Source organism: Sphingomonas sp. UNC305MFCol5.2 (genome assembly GCF_000712135.1).
Taxonomy (GTDB): domain Bacteria; phylum Pseudomonadota; class Alphaproteobacteria; order Sphingomonadales; family Sphingomonadaceae; genus Sphingomonas.
The window spans coordinates 1,502,273-1,517,219 of sequence record NZ_JOOE01000001.1 but is presented as its reverse complement, the minus strand read 5'-3'; the positions used below and the strand labels follow the sequence as shown (position 1 = coordinate 1,517,219).

Below are 14,947 nucleotides of genomic sequence, written 5' to 3'. Positions count from 1 at the left end.
CTACTCCTCTGCCCCGAAACGCTCCATGCGATAGCCATAACCAGAAATCGCGACGATGCGGTAGCCGTTCTCGGGGGTCAGCTTGAGCTTGGTGCGAATACGCGAAACGTGCATGTCGAGCGTCCGCGTCGAGAGATCGGCGGCACTCTGCCAGATCGTCTCCAGCAGATAGCTTCTCGACAATGCGCGGTGCATGTTCTCGAACAATGTGAGCGCGAGCTGGAACTCCTTCGCGCTCAGCGCGACTTCCTCGACCCCTACGATAACCCGTTCCGTCAGACGATCGAAAGCGTACGAACCGAACTGCAGAACCCGGTCTTGTGCGGCGGTGGGCATTGCACGGCGCAGCACTGCCTGGACGCGTGCGACGATCACAGTTCCGGTTTCCGGCTTGACGACATAGTCATCCGCGCCCGCATGCAGTGCAGCGGCGATGTCATCCTTGTCGGACCGGCTCGTTAGCATGATGATGGCGGTTGCCCGGGATACGGCATCGCGGATCGAGCGCAGCAGCTCCATCCCCGAGCTGTCGGGCAGATTCCAGTCGAGCAGGATCAGGTCGAAGGTTTGCCTGCGCAGCGCGGCAAGAAGGGCGGCGCCGTTGCGAAAGCCGGTGCTCGAATGGCCCGCCGCGACCAATGCTGCCGAAGCGAATTGGATTACGCTCTCATCATCATCGACTACCGCGATACGCATGCAGGGCCCTTGCGTGATCTCAATAGGGCTCAGCCACGAGTGTTGCCGCCTGGGCACGGCGGCAACCGCAGTAACCATTGCTCCCGGCTACGCCTGCCAGGTCTGCAAACGCGGATACACCTGGATGAGCAATCATCGACATGCTCCGCTGCTAGCAACGGGGGGCAGGAGCGACAATCGCAGCCTTGTAAACAGTTGTAACAAGCATCTGAGATTCCGCTACGTCACGGCCATCCCGCGCGGCTCCTCCCGTCGGCGGATCAGGACGGATTGTCGCAGGGATCGCAGGTAGTTTGGACCGCCGATCGGGGTCTGGCCGACACTCTCGCTACTGGGCCGTGGGATAGCATTCCGGCACTCCTTCCGTAGTAACGAAGGTCATTCCGGGTAAAATCCAGGACGCATGAGTACCGCGTGCGAGATGCAGGACAGTATGATCTCAGGGAGCTAAGTCGTCCCCAATCTACATCGCATCTGGCGCAGGAACCGGCGATGGAGCGAGCGAGCTCCCCGATTTTAAGATCGTTTCTTTCGGACGGATTTGCAGACTCCGATGGCTTTCATTTACAACTCTTTACTGGCCATGTTTCTGAACATGCGTAGCTTCCGGCTTGTATGGCCTTCACCCCTCTTCCGTGTCCCCGAGGCGCCGATGCGCCTCTGAGGGTTCTCGTGGTCGATGATGACGCGCGCATTCGACGGCAGATTGCCGGGTATCTGGCCGACCGGGGGTACATGGTAGTTGAAGCTGCCAATGCGGACGAGGCGCTGCTGCTTCTCGAGGACGTCGATCGCTCGATCGACTGCGTTTTCTCGGACGTTCAGATGCCCGGCCGCTATGACGGCGTCGATCTGGCCCGTTGGGTACTCGGCCACCGTCCCGGACTGGCAGTTCTGCTCGCATCAGGGAGTTTCCAGGTCGAGGATCTTGAACCGGAGCTTCGCACCGTTCTGCCGGTGCTCGCGAAGCCATATCGCGGTGAAGCCGTCGAGGCGAGCATGGCTTCCCTGGTCACGGCCATGAGGCTGAACCCCGTCGACCCGCTGGCAGATTCCGCCTGATGCAGAGGCAATGGGGACTTCGAACCGAAGCTCTCTAGCCAGGGTCGCGGCTTGATCTTCATTTTGTTTCGCCCTGCGCCAGGGGATGGTCGGAGGTGCCCGACATCGTCGTTCCCCGGGGCGATCCGTCGGTGCATCGGACAGCTCTCAGGGTTCACGGACGCGACCACGGTGCTTGGCGCCAGGACCTTTGGGGAGGGCGGGTTCGCGAGGATCATCTTGCTTGCTCCTCAGTGAAGAGGGCGACCACCAGCCCATCGGCCAGCCATTGGCCGAGCAACTGGCCTGCGCGTGTGATGCCGGCTTCTTCTCCGAACGTTTCGACCATGGTGGCGCACAGACCGGCAAAGGGCATACCGCCGCGCACTCGAAGCAGGGCATGGTGTTCGAGTTGATCGATCGCGCGGAAGCGTGGGGCATCGCCCTCGCGCCAGACGAGGATCGCGCCGGGTTCCGGCAAATAGGCCACGGCAGGCGGCGCTTCGCCCTCGGCCAACGCGGACCAGATCGCGGGCGCATTGGTAGTGAGCTCGCCGAAGTCGAGCGTCGGCGCGAGGCGCAAGGTCGCGCGGTCCCAATCCACTTCGCCCAGGTCGAATGCGGTGAGCGCGGTGGCATCGGGGCCGACAAAGGCCTCGGCGAGCGCGAGTTCGATCCACGCCAACTCGGGGATCTCGGGGTCGTCAGCATAGAGCATCGCAAGCGTCGCCGGAAAATCGCGCGAATAGGCGTCGAGCGTCCAGCTGCTCGGCGGCACACGCTCGACATGCGCGATCACCGCCTGGTGGAACGCCTCGCCGCCGATCCAGTCGCGGGTGCGCGCGAAGCCGTCCTCGATGCATGCCGCGAGCTGGGAGCGGAAATTATTCTGATAGACGCGTAGCCCGGGCGCGGCATTCTCTCCGATTCGTATGGCGGCCGATGCGTCCTCGCGCATCAGCCATGCACGCATGTCGCGCTGGAGGTCGATCAGGCGCATGCCGCCGCCCGGGCGCCGTCGCGCGCAATCTGCCGGGCAATGTCCAGCTCCGAGAGGAGCGCGTACAGCGGCGGAATCGCGTCGTCACGCTCGATCATGGTCGCCACCGGGCCGAGCCGCGGCAGGACGTGCGCATAGAGGTCCCAGACCGAGGCGGGGACTGGCTGGTCATGCGTGTCGATCAGCAACTCGGCGCCCTGACTGTGTCCGGCGAGATGGATCTGGCGCACGCGACGGTGCGGTAGGCGGTCGAGATAGGCCAGCGGATCGAAACCGTGATTGGTCGCGCTCACGAACACGTTGTTGACGTCGAGCAGCAGCCCGCAGCCGGTACGCGCGCATATCGCGTCGAGAAATTCCCATTCGGTCATCGCGGCGGGCGTGAAGTCGATATAGGTGGAGGGATTCTCGACCAGGATCGCGCGGCCCAGCGCATCCTGCGCGCGGCCGATATTGGCGCAGACCAAGTCGAGCGCCTCGCCGGTATAGGGCAAAGGGAGGAGGTCGTGTGCGCTGAAACCTTCGCTCCGGGTCCAGCTCAGATGATCGGAGACGAACAGCGGTTCGATCTCGTCAACCAGTGCCCTCAATCGTGCGAGATATGCCCCGTCGAGCCCGTCGGCCGACCCGAGTGACATCGACACACCGTGTAGCGCGACCGGATAGCGCGCGCGGACCTCGCGCAGGATGCGGCGCGGCCGGCCGCCATCGACCATGAAATTCTCGGAGATCACCTCGACGAAATCGACCGCGATACGGTGTTCGAGGAAATCCGCATAATGCGGCTTGCGCAGGCCGAGCCCGAAGCCGGCGAAGGGAGCGATCATCGGATCAACCTCTCCAGGGTGTCCGGCCCGGCGACGATCGCGCCGGGCCGGCATGCGGTCACTTCGGTTCGGTCAGGCTGCCGCCGGCGGCCTTGCACGCTTTTGCGGTCATCGCCTTGAAGCCCTGGCCCTTGCAGTCGTTCTGGCCCTTGCAGTCATTCGACGCGGTCTTGCAGTCCGACGTGCCCTTGCAGGTGTTGACGCCATAGCAATGGACGGTCTTGGCGGCACCGACGCCGGCCTTGGCAAAGGCGGCGGTCGGTGCGGCGGCGGTGATTGCGATGACGGCGGCGGAAGCGGCGATGCTGACGCCGGTGCGGATGATGGTCATTGGGAGTTCTCCAGAAAGTTCTGCCAGGGTTGGCCTCCCCAGTTCGCTGTGCCGCGGCGGGCGGTTACAGCCCTCCCGAAATTACCAGCGCAGCAGGCGCGGTCCGAGCAGCGCGCCGACCGAGGCGGCGAGCAGGATGCCCAGCGAATACCAGGTCAGCACGAAGATTGCCGAGACTTCGGGACAGTGGAGGCAATAGACCGTCGCGGCGAAAGCGCCTGCCGCAAGGCCCGCCGCCGCGCCCGCTGCGCGCAGGCGCGTCGGCGCGAGCCGGCGGAACGACCAGAGCAGCCCCACGAAGATCGGCATGGCGAGCGTGAGCACGCGCCACGGACAGGTCCTCCAGCTATGCCCCAACCACATCGCCAGCCATTCGCCCGAGGGGGTGCGGATCAGCTCGAGCGCGCCGACGCCGGCGAGCAAAGCGACCGGGATCGCGATGACCCACAGCCAGCGCAGCCGCCTGGTGTCGGGCCGGGCGAGCTGCGCGGTCACGACGAGCGCCGCCACCGACAGCGAGAGGGTGTATCCCCACTTCATCCAGAAGGCGAAGCCGTGCATCGCCTCACCCAGATCCGGGCGGATGCCCATCGACAGCAGGACATAGCCGCCCGAGACCAATGCGCCGAGCAGGATGCCGATGGCGATCCGCCAGCCGACTGCGTTCCTGCGGACTGGCGGCACGTCCTGCGAGAGGCGGGAGATGAGGTCGTCGGTGTTCATCGCCTTTCCCCCTGGATCCGCGCCACCAGCGCCTTGAGCCCACGATGCACCGAGACCTTCACATCGGATTCGCCGATCCCGCCGGCCTGTGCCGCTTCGGCCACGCTCAATCCATCGAGCCTGGTGGCGCGGATCATCCGCGCCTGCTTGGCGGGCAGATCTGCGAGCAGGCCTTCCATGTCGAGTCGCGCGGTCGAGGCGCTTTCGAAGTCTTCGGCGATCAGCATGTCCTCCAGCCCGTCGATCGGGCACAGCCGGCGGCCCCGGCGGAAATGGTCGACCATCTTGTAGCGGGCGATCGCGAACAGCCATGCCGTGAAGGCACGATCGCGGTCATAGGTTACGCGGCGCGTGTGCACCGCGATCAGCGTTTCCTGCACCAGATCCTCGATATCGTCGTCGGAGCCGCTGGCGCGGCGCCGATAGAAGCCGCGCAGCAACGGCACGAGCAGGCGCAGCAACGCGGCATGGGCTGCGGCGTCGCCGTCGAGTCCATCGATCATCAATCCGCGCAACGCGTCCTCATTCGCCTGCATTCGTGCTCCTCGAGGAAGAGTTCGGCGTAGCCGGCACGAAGGTTACACGGCTTTGCGGCAATTTTTTTGCTCGCCCCCGTAACCGCGCCCCGGCCCGCGCCGAACTAGCGGCGTGATCCGGGCTTTCGCCTCCTCCCCGGTCACCGCGCGGCCCGGCACCCCCAAACCCGGGCCGCGCACCGGAGGCACCCCTATCGAAGGAAAGACCCATGCGTTCGACTCACGCCTCCCTCGCCGCCACGCTGGCGGTTGCCGCCGCCGCCGCGGCGCTCGCTCCCGCCGCCGCCGCGGCGCAGAACAAGCCCGCCATGGAAAAATGCTACGGCGTCGCACTCGCCGGCAAGAACGACTGCAAGGCGGGTGCCGGCACGAGCTGCGCCGGCACGTCCAAGGTGAATTATCAGGGCAACGCCTGGAAGCTCGTCAAGGCAGGCACCTGCATCGCGATCAAGACGCCCAAGGGCAGCGGCTCGCTGACTCCGAAGGCGTGACCCTCTTCGGGCCGGGGCGCCTGAGCCGCGTTCCGGCCCCGCATTTGCGGAGAAACCCGATGATTTCGTTGATCGCGCTCCCCGAGCGCTTCGTCCGTCGCGCGTCTGCGCTGGTGCCGGACGCGTTCCTGCTGCTCGTCGCCCGTTTCGGCATCGCGGCGGTGTTCTTCCTGTCGGGCCGCACCAAGGTCGACGGGATTCTCCACGTGACCGACGGCACCTATGAGCTGTTCCGCACCGAATATACGCTGCCGCTGATCCCGCCCGAGATCGCCGCAATTGCCGCGACCTGGTCCGAACATGCCTTCTCGATCCTGCTGGTACTCGGCCTGTGCACGCGCTTCTCGGCACTGGCGCTCTTCCTGATGACGTTGACGATCGAGATCTTCGTCTATCCCGACGCCTGGCCGACGCACCTCAGCTGGGCGGCGATCCTGCTGCCGCTGATGTTCCGGGGCGGTGGCAGTTGGTCGCTCGACGCAGTCGCTCGATCACTGCGCGGGGACAGGAGCCGTGGCGCCGTGCAATCCGGGTGCTGATATTCCGCTTCCGGTCACAGCCACGCAACACGTTGCTGCCTAAGCACGATCCGCGGCGCGGCGATTTCCGCTTCACTGGAACGCAAATCTGGTGGAACCTGGCGTCGCAGCCGCAGTGTATGCGATCGTTCGCCTGGAAAGCGGACGAGCCAAGGGAGGAACCTGATGCGTATCTTGTCCGGTCTGGGACTTTGCCTGTTGGCGGTCGCTGCGGTTCCGGCGCTGGCCGGTTCGCAAGCCGCGGCGCCTAACGTGCTCAGCGCTAGGGAGCGTGCCGAGGGCTGGCAGCTGCTGTTCAACGGCCGCGACCTGAGCGGCTGGCGATCGTTCGACGGGCGCGCGCCTTCGTCTTCGTGGGAAGTGCGTGACGGCACCCTGATGCTGACCGCGAACAGCGGACGGATGAGGGGTGCCGATCTCGTCACCGCCGAGAGCTACGGCGCGTTCGAACTGACGCTCGATTGGAAGGTCGAGCGCGGCGGCAACAGCGGAGTCCTCTATCTCGCGCGAAACGCGCCGCAGACCACGCACATCTACGAAACCGGGCTCGAGATGCAGATCCTCGACGATGCGGGGCATTCTGACGGCAAGATCCCGTCCCATCGGGCCGGGGCGCTCTACGACATCACGGTGCCGCCGGCGGGTGCGGCGCATCCTGCCGGAAGCTGGAACCACGCCCGGCTGCGCGTCGAGCCGGGACGTGTGCGGCAATGGCTGAACGGTAAGCTCACTGCGGACGTGACCTTCGGCGATGATGCGTGGCGGAAGCGAGTGGCGGCGTCGAAGTTCGCGACGATGCCGTTGTTCGGCACCTTCCCGAATGGCGTGATCGGGCTCCAGGACCATGGCCATCCGGTCGCGTTCCGGAATATCAAGCTCCGCCGGCTCGGCCCGTCCGCCACGGTTGGCCAGTGACGTCCGGCGCGATCGACGCGGCGGAGGGCGTTGCCGACGTCGTCATCGTGGGCTCGGGCGCCGCTGGAGGCATGGCGGCCTATAGCCTGACCAAGGCGGGGTTGCGTTGCCTGCTGCTGGAGGCCGGCCGCGACTACGACCCGCAGGCCGAAGTCAACATGACCGCGCCGGAGAGCGACGCCCCGCTGCGCGGCGCCGCTACGCCCGACAAGCCATTCGGCTATTTCGATGCGACCGTCGGCGGCGGATGGCAGGTCGACGGCGAACCTTACACAATGCGCGAAGGCACCGACTTCCGTTGGTATCGCTCTCGGATGCTGGGCGGGCGGACCAACCATTGGGGCCGGCATGTGCCGCGGTGGGGCCCGTATGATTTCAAGCCCTTCTCGCGGGACGGATTGGGTGTGGACTGGCCGATCGGCTATGACGACATCGCGCCGTTCTACGACCGGGTCGAGCGGATGATCGGAGTCAATGGCGGGCGGATCGAGCTGGAGAATCATCCCGATTCGCCGCCGGGCTGCCTGATGCCGCCGCCCAAGCCACGCATCCCCGAAATGCTGCTCAAGGCCGCCTGCGAAAGCCTCGGCATACCCGTGCGGCCGGCGCATACCGCGGTACTCACGCGCGATATGCCCGATGATGTCGCGCCGCGCGCCGCCTGCTTCAACGCGACGCCGTGCACGCGGGGCTGCCCGATCGGCGCGATGTTCCAGACGACCACGTCGTTCCTGCCGATGGCGAAGGCTACCGGACGGTTGACGGTCGTGACCGACGCAATGGTCGCGCGCGTGGTGATGGCATCGGCGAACCGCGCCGCCGGCGTCGAATATGTCGATCGCAAGACGGGCGCGCGCCATCAGGTCAAGTCGCGCGTTGTCGTCTTGGCGGCGGGCACCTGCGAGACGACGCGGCTGCTGCTCAATTCGGGCGGCAGCGAGCGCCCCGGCGGGCTGGCCAATTACTCCGGGCAGCTCGGGCGCAATCTCACCGATTCGACCGGTGCGTCGTTTCGCGCGCATATTCCCGAGCTCGCCGATCGGCCACGCTACAACGAGGACGGCATCGGCGGCCAGCACATGTACATCCCGTTCTGGCTGTACCAGCAGCAGAAACGCGGGGAGCTGGATTTCCCGCGCGGCTATCATTTCGAACTGGGCGGCCGGTTCGGCATCCCGCCCGCCGCCGCGCTGCCGCGGGTGTGGGGGAAGGGGCTCAAACAGGCAGTGCGCAGCGCATCGGGCGCGTCGATCGCGATGGTGCTGCGCGGCGAAATGATCCCCAACAAGGACACGTATTGCGAGATCGACCCAGGCGTGAAGGATCGGTTCGGCATTCCGGTACTGCGGTTTGCGTTCCGCTGGTCGCAGCACGAGATCAACCAGGTCGCGCACGGACGCCGGACCGCGCATGCAGTCTTCAAGCGGATGAACGGGACCATTCTCGATCCCGAGTTGCCACCCGAAAAGCTCATCACCGCCGGTGGTGAGATCATCCACGAGCTGGGCACCGCGCGGATGGGCGCGGACGCGCGGTCGTCGGTGGTCGACAGCTATGGCCAGACCTGGGACGTCGACAATCTGGTGCTGATGGACGGTGCGATCTTCGCCTCGGGCGCGCACAAGAACCCGACACTCACCATCCTCGCATTGGCGCTACGCGCCTCCGAGCAGCTGGCAGCCCGCTTCAAATCGGGAGCCTTCGCATGACTCCGTCGCGCCGCGAAACGCTGCAGTGGATGATGGCGGCGGCGGCACTGCCGCTTGCCCGCTGGTCGCCGCCCGCGATGGCGGCGGGGCAGAATACCACCGCGCCATTTGACGTCGTCGACTGGCCCGAGGTGCTGCCCCCGCCCCCGGCCAGGGGCTATGGCCGCGATCCGGATCTGATGACGCCCAAGGTGCCTTGGCCACTGACGCTGAGCAATAAGCAGCGCGCGACGGTTGATCTGTTGGGCGATCTGATCCTACCCGCCGACGAACGCTCGCCTGGTGCCGGAACGCTGGGGGTGGGGGCGTTCGTCGACGAGTGGATCAGCGCACCCTATCCGATCCAGCGTGCGGACAGGGCGCTGCTGATCGGCGGTCTGATCTGGCTCGATGCGCAGAGCCGCGCCCTGCACGGGGCCACGTTCGACGCGATCGCGCCGTCCCAGCGCGATGGACTGCTCGATGCGCTCGTCGTGGCGGCGCCCGTCGTCAGGATGGCGAAGCCTGTCGCCTTCATGGACACGCTGCGGCACTTGTTCGTGCTCGGCTTTTATAGCCTTCCCGAAGGCAAAGCCGACATGGGTTTCATCGGGGACCAGCCGACGCCGGGCGACTATCCGGGGCCGAGCGAAGAGGCGCTGGCACATCTTGCGCAAGTGCTGGATCATTTGGGTCTCGCGAGTTCCTAGAATCAGGCGTCGGACGACCCTTTTCGGCGGCGTCCCCCAAAGGAAGGGAAGATCTGGCGAAGTGGGTAGGAGTCGAGATGCTCCCCCATGAACGCGATCTGTGCGTTCCGCCGCTCCGGACCTCAAGTGCTCGATGGCGTGGCAGGGGTGCACTATATCAAGACCGACCGCAGGATCGGCACCAACATTACGGGCAGCGCCACGCGTGGACCACGCCGGAATTGAGGACTGCGAACCGACGTCGGAATCCTCCCGCGAGTGCTTATCGAGCAGGAAAGGATTGCGGGTTGCGGATTTGCGACTAGCGTAGCGCCATATCCGCCGCTCGAGGCATAATCCGAATGATCATGACCGGCTCGCATGATTCAGTGCTCGTCTCGATCTCGATCTCGATCGCCGTCGCGGCTTCGTATACTGCACTGGATCTGGCCGGCCGTATCCGCGCTTCGGAAGGTTGGCTGCGCCGTGTCTGGCTGGTGACTGCGGCAATCGCGATGGGCGGCGGCATTTGGGCGATGCACTTCGTCGCGATGCTGGCTTTCAGCATGCCGGGAATGGCTGTGGGCTATGATGTCGAGCTGACGATCGTGTCGCTGCTCGTCGCGATCGTCGTCACCGGCGCCGGCTTCGCGGTGATGGGCCGCTCGCGCGGCGCTGCGGGACCTCTGCTCGTCGCCGGGATATTCATGGGCCTCGGGATCGTCGCCATGCACTATATCGGCATGGCGGCGATGCAGATGCCGGCCGCGCTCAGCTATGATCGGCTGTGGTTGGCAATTTCCGTGCTGATAGCGGTCGGGGCGGCCACGGCGGCGCTCTGGCTCGCTTCGCGCGAGAGCCATCATTTCGTCCGTTTCGGCGCGGCAGCCGTGATGGGCGCGGCGATCGCCGGGATGCACTTTTCGGGGATGCGCGCGGCAATATTCACCATTGCGCCGGGTTTCGACATGGCGCGCGGCGCTTCGGGCGCGAGCCAGTCGATGCTGGCGATCGGTGTGTCGGCGGCCGCATTCCTGATCCTGTTCCTGTCGCTGATCGCGGCGATGTTCGATCGCCGTTTCGCCCTGCTCGTACAGCGTGAAGCGAATGCGCTTCGACAGAGCGAGGAGCGCTTCCGGTCACTCTATAAGGGGACGCCGCTGCCGCTCCATGCGCTCGATCGCTTCGGACTGATCGAGCATGTCAGCGACGCCTGGCTCGACCTCATGGGCTATACCCGCGAGGAAGTTATCGGCCGCCCATTCGTCAATTTCCTGACGGAGGCGTCGGCGCGCCAGTTCCTGCAGGACTGGCCCGAGCTGTTGCGCCAGGGCTCGCTCGGACCACGCGAATATCGCGCGGTCACCAGGGATGGGGCCTTTCTCGACCTGGTATCCGCAGCGAAGGTAGAGCGCGATTCCGCGGATGAGCTCCTTCACGTCGTCGGCGGTTTGACCGACATGACCGGGCGCCGGCGCGCAGAGGAAGCGTTGCGCCAGGCCCAGAAGCTCGAGACGATGGGCCAGCTCACCGGTGGCATCGCGCACGATTTCAACAATCTGCTTGCCGTCATCCTCGGCAACCTCGAGTTGCTCCGCAAGCGCCTGCCAGAGGACCCCAAGGCCTTGCGGCTGCTGGAGAGCGCCTATCAGGGCGCGGAGCGCGGCGCTTCGCTCACGCAACGATTGCTGGCATTCGCGCGACGGCAGGATCTGCGCCCGCAACCGGTCGACATCCCGGAACTGGTCCACGGCATGACGAACCTGCTGCAGCGCTCGCTCGGTCCGCGGGTGCAAGTCGAGACGCATTTTTCACTCGGGCTTCCGCTCGCCCGGGTCGATGCGCACCAGCTGGAGATGGCGCTCTTGAACCTCGCGGTGAATGCGCGTGATGCCATGCCGGACGGCGGTTACGTGGATATCTCGGCGTCCGAAACGCTTCTCGCAGATGGCGAGATCGACGATTTGCCTGCCGGGCGCTATGTCCGGCTCACCTTCGCGGATACCGGCGCTGGCATGGACGAAGAAACGTTGACGCGGGCGACGGATCCGTTCTTCACGACCAAGGATGTCGGCCAGGGCACCGGGCTGGGGCTGTCGATGGTGCAAGGCCTTGCCGCGCAATCGGGCGGGTGGCTTGCGCTTCGCAGCGTCGTCGGCCAGGGCACGACCGCCGAACTCTATTTGCCGTTCGCGGAGCGCCCGGTGCGGCGAAAGCCCGAGCCTGCCCACCCCGATGAAGCGCCAACGAAATTGCCGCCAATGACCATCCTGGTGGTCGACGACGATCCGCTCGTGCTGGCCAATACGGCCGCAATGCTCGAGGATCTGGGCGTCGCTGTCATGATGGCAAGCTCCGGCAGCGGAGCGCTTGCGGAGGTGCACCGTGGTGGCATCGATCTGGTCGTTGCGGATCAGCTCATGCCCCAGATGACGGGTCTCGAGCTGGCCGAGGAGATCCGGAAGGACTATCCGGAGCTGCCCCTGCTGCTCGTCACCGGTTTTGCCGATCTCGACCGTGATGCAATCAAGGGCATCCACGTGCTTGCGAAGCCGTTCACACAGGAGGCGCTCGCGCGGACTGTTCGAATGGTGAAGGTCTCTGCCTCCGTAATCCCGATCAACCAGCGACGGAGCAGAACGTCCGCGAGCGATGATGCGCCCGAATGACTCGATGAGGTCCAATCCAAACGCGGCAGCCGGTGACGCGCCGAGCTACGGTGAATGCTCGGCGAGCGCGGCAGAGAGTATGTCTACGAGAATGCGGCCGGCAGCGCTGTCGGTATCGAGACGCGGATTGTAGATGGTCACTTCAAGGCCGACCGCATTGCCGCTGTTCAGTGCCACTCTGAGAACGGAAATCAGCTCGCTCGGCGAAAGCCCGTCCGGCAAGCGGAAATCGACAGCGGGCATGACGGCATCATCGAGCACATCAACATCGAGGTGGATGAAGAAGCCGTCGAGCCCAGGGCGAGTCAGATGAGCAACGGCGCTGCCGGCGGCATTCTCCACACCGAGGCGGCGTAAGGTGTCGAGATCATATGCCCGCATCTCGCGCGGCAAGGACTGACTGCCGAACTTCGCCTGGTCTTCCTGATCGCGAAAGCCGAACGCGACGGCATCTTCGGGCCGGACGATCGGCCGGCGGCCTTCGAGATCCGTGATCAGCGTCGGCCCGGATCCGGTCACAAATGCGAGATCCATCGAAGCGCCTTCGCCATTTGGCTCGGCCTCGGGCTGGAAGAAGTCCGCGTTGCCGTCGATGAACAACAGGCCGAAGCGTCCGCGCCGACGCCAGGCCAGCATCGTGCCGAGGAGGATCGTGCAATCGCCGCCGAGGATGATGGGAAAGTCCCCGGAAGCGAGCACCGCCTCGACCGCGTCTGCGAGTTTGGGCGACCATTGCGCAAGCGCAGGGGCATTCAGCGTCAGCGTCTCGTGATCCCGCGTCTGATCCTTCGGCGGCACGGCCAGGCGCCCGGCCCGCCGCGCGCCGATCCGATCCGCGAGCCCCAGTTCCAGGAGGCGCTCCGGCAGCGCCTCCACGCCGCCGCCGGTCAGGCCAAGTGTCGAGGGTGCTTCGATTATGGCGTAGGAGCGGGGTGGCATCATGATCTCCTGCTGATGCGCACCCAAGCTGCAACGAGCCACAAGGTTCCCGCTCGTGCGGCCACGGGAACTCGCGGACGAAACCAGAAAGCCGGTATCGGCTCGCAGCCCGTGGGCATGGGCTGTTCTATTTCTCGGTCAATTCAGGCGGCAGGCCCCCCGACGCAGTGCGTCCGAAGCCAGAGTGTCACAATCGCCGTCTAGGCAAATTCTCGAATCAAGCGGTGCCGTCCTGTCGTCCTGACCGGGCTGCGCCGCAGCGGGACGAATGTCCGGTCAGCGGGTCAGGGATGAACGGCACCGACAGGGAAAGAGCACGCTGGCTGCTGCGCAATATCCTGCCGCACGAGCCTGCGCTCCGCGGCTGGCTCGCGCGGCGCGCGTTGCCGGGTCTCGACGCCGACGACATCATCCAGGAATCCTATTCGATCCTGGCCGAACTCGAGACGGTCGCTACCATATATTATCCGCGCGCCTATCTGTTCCAGGTCGCGCGCTCGGTGATCACGCGCCACGTCCGCCGCACGCGGATCGTTCCGATCCATGCGGTCGACGATCTCGAACGGTTCGATCCTGCCGATGATGCCGCCTCGCCCGAACAGCATGCGATCGATCGGGACGAATTGCGTCAGCTCGCCCGCGCGATCGCGGCGATGCCGCTCAAGACCCGTGAGGCTTTCATCCTCCGGCGCGTCGAAGGCTTGCCACAGCGCGAGATCGCAGCGCAGATGGGCATATCGGAGAATACGGTCGAAACGCATATTTCACGAGGCATCCGATTCTTGATTGATTGGTTCGGGCGTGGCGGAAAGACACCGTCCCAAACCTCTAGGCAAATGGACCCGGAGATTGCCGCGTTAGATGGCCGAGCGAGAAACCAGTCGAGACATTGATCAGGCGGCGTCCGAATGGACGGCGCGACTGGATCGTGGGCCGCTGACCCCGGAACAAGACGAAGCATTCCAGGCCTGGCTGCAGGGCGATCCCCGCAGCAAGGGCGCCCTTCTGCGTGCGCAGGCGTTGTCGCTGCGGAGCGAGTCCGCCCAGGCGCTCGGACCGGATTTCGATCCGGCCGCGTTCGAAGAGCCGAAGCAGTCGTCGCCTTCGGGAATCTCGCGCCGCAAGACGCTGATATGGGCGGGCGGGGCAGTGGCAGCGTCCACTTTGCTGGCGCTGGGCCTCAACATCCCTACGGCAGGGGCGGTGATCAGCACCGGGCGGGGCGAGATTCGCCTGGTGCCGCTCAAGGACGGCTCGACCGTGCTGCTGAACACGGCGAGCAGCATCCGGGTCCAGGACGATGCGGAAGTACGCCGCGTCACGTTGCTCGAGGGCGAGGCCTATTTTTCGGTGGCGCGCGATCCGCGTCCGTTCACCGTCGAAGTCGACGGACGCCGGCTGCGAACGACGCAGGCGGGGTTCCGCGTCCGCAAGCTCGGCGGAAGCCCAGTCGACGTGCTGGTCGATCGCGGCCGGGTCGATCTCGCGACGCCGAGCCGGGTCGACGTGGCGCTCGGCGCCAATACGCGGCTGCTTCTGTCCGCGGCCGGGCAGCCGCAGCCGATCGCGCCGGAGATCGTCACCCGTGAGCTTTCGTGGCGCGAGGGCAAACTGGCCTTCGAGGGCGAAACGCTGAAGCAGGCTGCGGACACCTTCGCACGCTACAGCGACATCCGCATTCAGATCCGCGATCCCGAGCTTGCGCGCGAGCCGGTGACCGGTCTGTTCGCCTCCAACGATCCCGTCGGGTTCAGCCGTGCGATCGCGCGCGTATTCGATGCGAAGGTCGATCAGCGGGGCGACGACGTCATCCTCACCAGGACTGCTGCGGCGCAGTAAATTTTTTCTGAACCGATAGCGGAA

At 65.5% G+C, this 14,947-nt stretch carries 16 protein-coding genes; 9 read left to right on the top strand and 7 right to left on the bottom strand.

What is annotated here, in order from left to right; translation table 11 throughout:
* Entirely contained in the window at positions 1 to 696 is a 696-nt protein-coding gene (locus BR78_RS0107180; RefSeq protein WP_029935843.1) for a response regulator transcription factor, read from the bottom strand.
* A 672-nt stretch (positions 697 to 1,368) separates the two neighbouring features.
* Between BR78_RS0107180 and BR78_RS0107175 the strand changes: the two genes are divergently transcribed.
* A complete protein-coding gene (locus BR78_RS0107175) occupies positions 1,369 to 1,758 on the top strand; it encodes a response regulator (protein WP_197021292.1) in 390 nt (129 codons plus the stop codon).
* Positions 1,759 to 1,972: 214 nt separating this feature from the next.
* On the opposite strand, the gene BR78_RS0107170 is transcribed toward BR78_RS0107175, so the two are convergent.
* The 5 genes from BR78_RS0107170 to BR78_RS0107150 all read right to left on the bottom strand — a co-directional run bounded on the left by BR78_RS0107170 (position 1,973) and on the right by BR78_RS0107150 (position 5,154).
* Entirely contained in the window at positions 1,973 to 2,737 is a 765-nt protein-coding gene (locus BR78_RS0107170; RefSeq protein ID WP_029935839.1) for an HvfC/BufC N-terminal domain-containing protein, read from the bottom strand.
* The gene (gene bufB / locus BR78_RS0107165; RefSeq protein WP_029935837.1) at positions 2,728 to 3,564 is read right to left on the bottom strand and encodes an MNIO family bufferin maturase; all 837 of its coding nucleotides are present in this window, start codon (positions 3,562 to 3,564) and stop codon (positions 2,728 to 2,730) included. The genes BR78_RS0107170 and bufB overlap by 10 nt, the downstream gene beginning before the upstream one ends.
* Before the next feature lie 58 nt (positions 3,565 to 3,622).
* On the bottom strand, positions 3,623 to 3,895 hold the full coding sequence (gene bufA2 / locus BR78_RS0107160) for a BufA2 family periplasmic bufferin-type metallophore (protein ID WP_029935834.1): 273 nt from the start codon (positions 3,893 to 3,895) through the stop codon (positions 3,623 to 3,625).
* An 81-nt stretch (positions 3,896 to 3,976) separates the two neighbouring features.
* The gene (locus tag BR78_RS0107155; RefSeq protein ID WP_029935832.1) at positions 3,977 to 4,618 is read right to left on the bottom strand and encodes a DUF1109 domain-containing protein; all 642 of its coding nucleotides are present in this window, start codon (positions 4,616 to 4,618) and stop codon (positions 3,977 to 3,979) included.
* Positions 4,615 to 5,154: a sigma-70 family RNA polymerase sigma factor gene (locus BR78_RS0107150; protein WP_029935830.1), complete on the bottom strand. Its 540-nt coding sequence runs from the start codon at positions 5,152 to 5,154 to the stop codon at positions 4,615 to 4,617. The genes BR78_RS0107155 and BR78_RS0107150 overlap by 4 nt, the downstream gene beginning before the upstream one ends.
* A 209-nt stretch (positions 5,155 to 5,363) precedes the next feature.
* Between BR78_RS0107150 and BR78_RS0107145 the strand changes: the two genes are divergently transcribed.
* The 6 genes from BR78_RS0107145 (at position 5,364) to BR78_RS0107120 (ending at position 12,145) form a co-directional block, all read left to right on the top strand.
* Positions 5,364 to 5,645 carry a BufA1 family periplasmic bufferin-type metallophore gene (locus BR78_RS0107145; RefSeq protein WP_029935828.1) on the top strand — a complete coding sequence of 94 codons (282 nt, stop codon included), beginning with the start codon at positions 5,364 to 5,366 and terminating at the stop codon, positions 5,643 to 5,645.
* A gap of 59 nt (positions 5,646 to 5,704) precedes the next feature.
* Positions 5,705 to 6,184 carry a DoxX family protein gene (locus BR78_RS0107140; protein ID WP_029935827.1) on the top strand — a complete coding sequence of 160 codons (480 nt, stop codon included), beginning with the start codon at positions 5,705 to 5,707 and terminating at the stop codon, positions 6,182 to 6,184.
* Between the two features lie 165 nt (positions 6,185 to 6,349).
* Positions 6,350 to 7,099 carry a 3-keto-disaccharide hydrolase gene (locus BR78_RS0107135; RefSeq protein ID WP_037566013.1) on the top strand — a complete coding sequence of 250 codons (750 nt, stop codon included), beginning with the start codon at positions 6,350 to 6,352 and terminating at the stop codon, positions 7,097 to 7,099.
* Entirely contained in the window at positions 7,096 to 8,808 is a 1,713-nt protein-coding gene (locus tag BR78_RS0107130; protein ID WP_197021291.1) for a GMC family oxidoreductase, read from the top strand. The genes BR78_RS0107135 and BR78_RS0107130 overlap by 4 nt, the downstream gene beginning before the upstream one ends.
* Positions 8,805 to 9,497 carry a gluconate 2-dehydrogenase subunit 3 family protein gene (locus BR78_RS20880; RefSeq protein WP_051683215.1) on the top strand — a complete coding sequence of 231 codons (693 nt, stop codon included), beginning with the start codon at positions 8,805 to 8,807 and terminating at the stop codon, positions 9,495 to 9,497. Before BR78_RS0107130 ends, BR78_RS20880 begins: the two co-directional genes overlap by 4 nt.
* A 347-nt stretch (positions 9,498 to 9,844) precedes the next feature.
* A complete protein-coding gene (locus tag BR78_RS0107120) occupies positions 9,845 to 12,145 on the top strand; it encodes an MHYT domain-containing protein (RefSeq protein ID WP_231478180.1) in 2,301 nt (766 codons plus the stop codon).
* A 45-nt stretch (positions 12,146 to 12,190) separates the two neighbouring features.
* Here BR78_RS0107120 and BR78_RS0107115 read toward each other — a convergent pair whose 3' ends face one another.
* Complete coding sequence (locus BR78_RS0107115) at positions 12,191 to 13,087, bottom strand: arginase family protein (protein WP_231478179.1); 897 nt, start codon at positions 13,085 to 13,087, stop codon at positions 12,191 to 12,193.
* A gap of 287 nt (positions 13,088 to 13,374) precedes the next feature.
* Here BR78_RS0107115 and BR78_RS0107110 point away from each other — a divergent pair, with 287 nt between their 5' ends.
* The gene (locus BR78_RS0107110) at positions 13,375 to 13,977 is read left to right on the top strand and encodes an RNA polymerase sigma factor (protein ID WP_029935815.1); all 603 of its coding nucleotides are present in this window, start codon (positions 13,375 to 13,377) and stop codon (positions 13,975 to 13,977) included.
* Positions 13,946 to 14,923, top strand: coding sequence for a FecR family protein (locus tag BR78_RS0107105; RefSeq protein ID WP_029935813.1), 978 nt, complete (start codon positions 13,946 to 13,948; stop codon positions 14,921 to 14,923). Before BR78_RS0107110 ends, BR78_RS0107105 begins: the two co-directional genes overlap by 32 nt.
* Positions 14,924 to 14,947 lie beyond the last annotated feature (24 nt).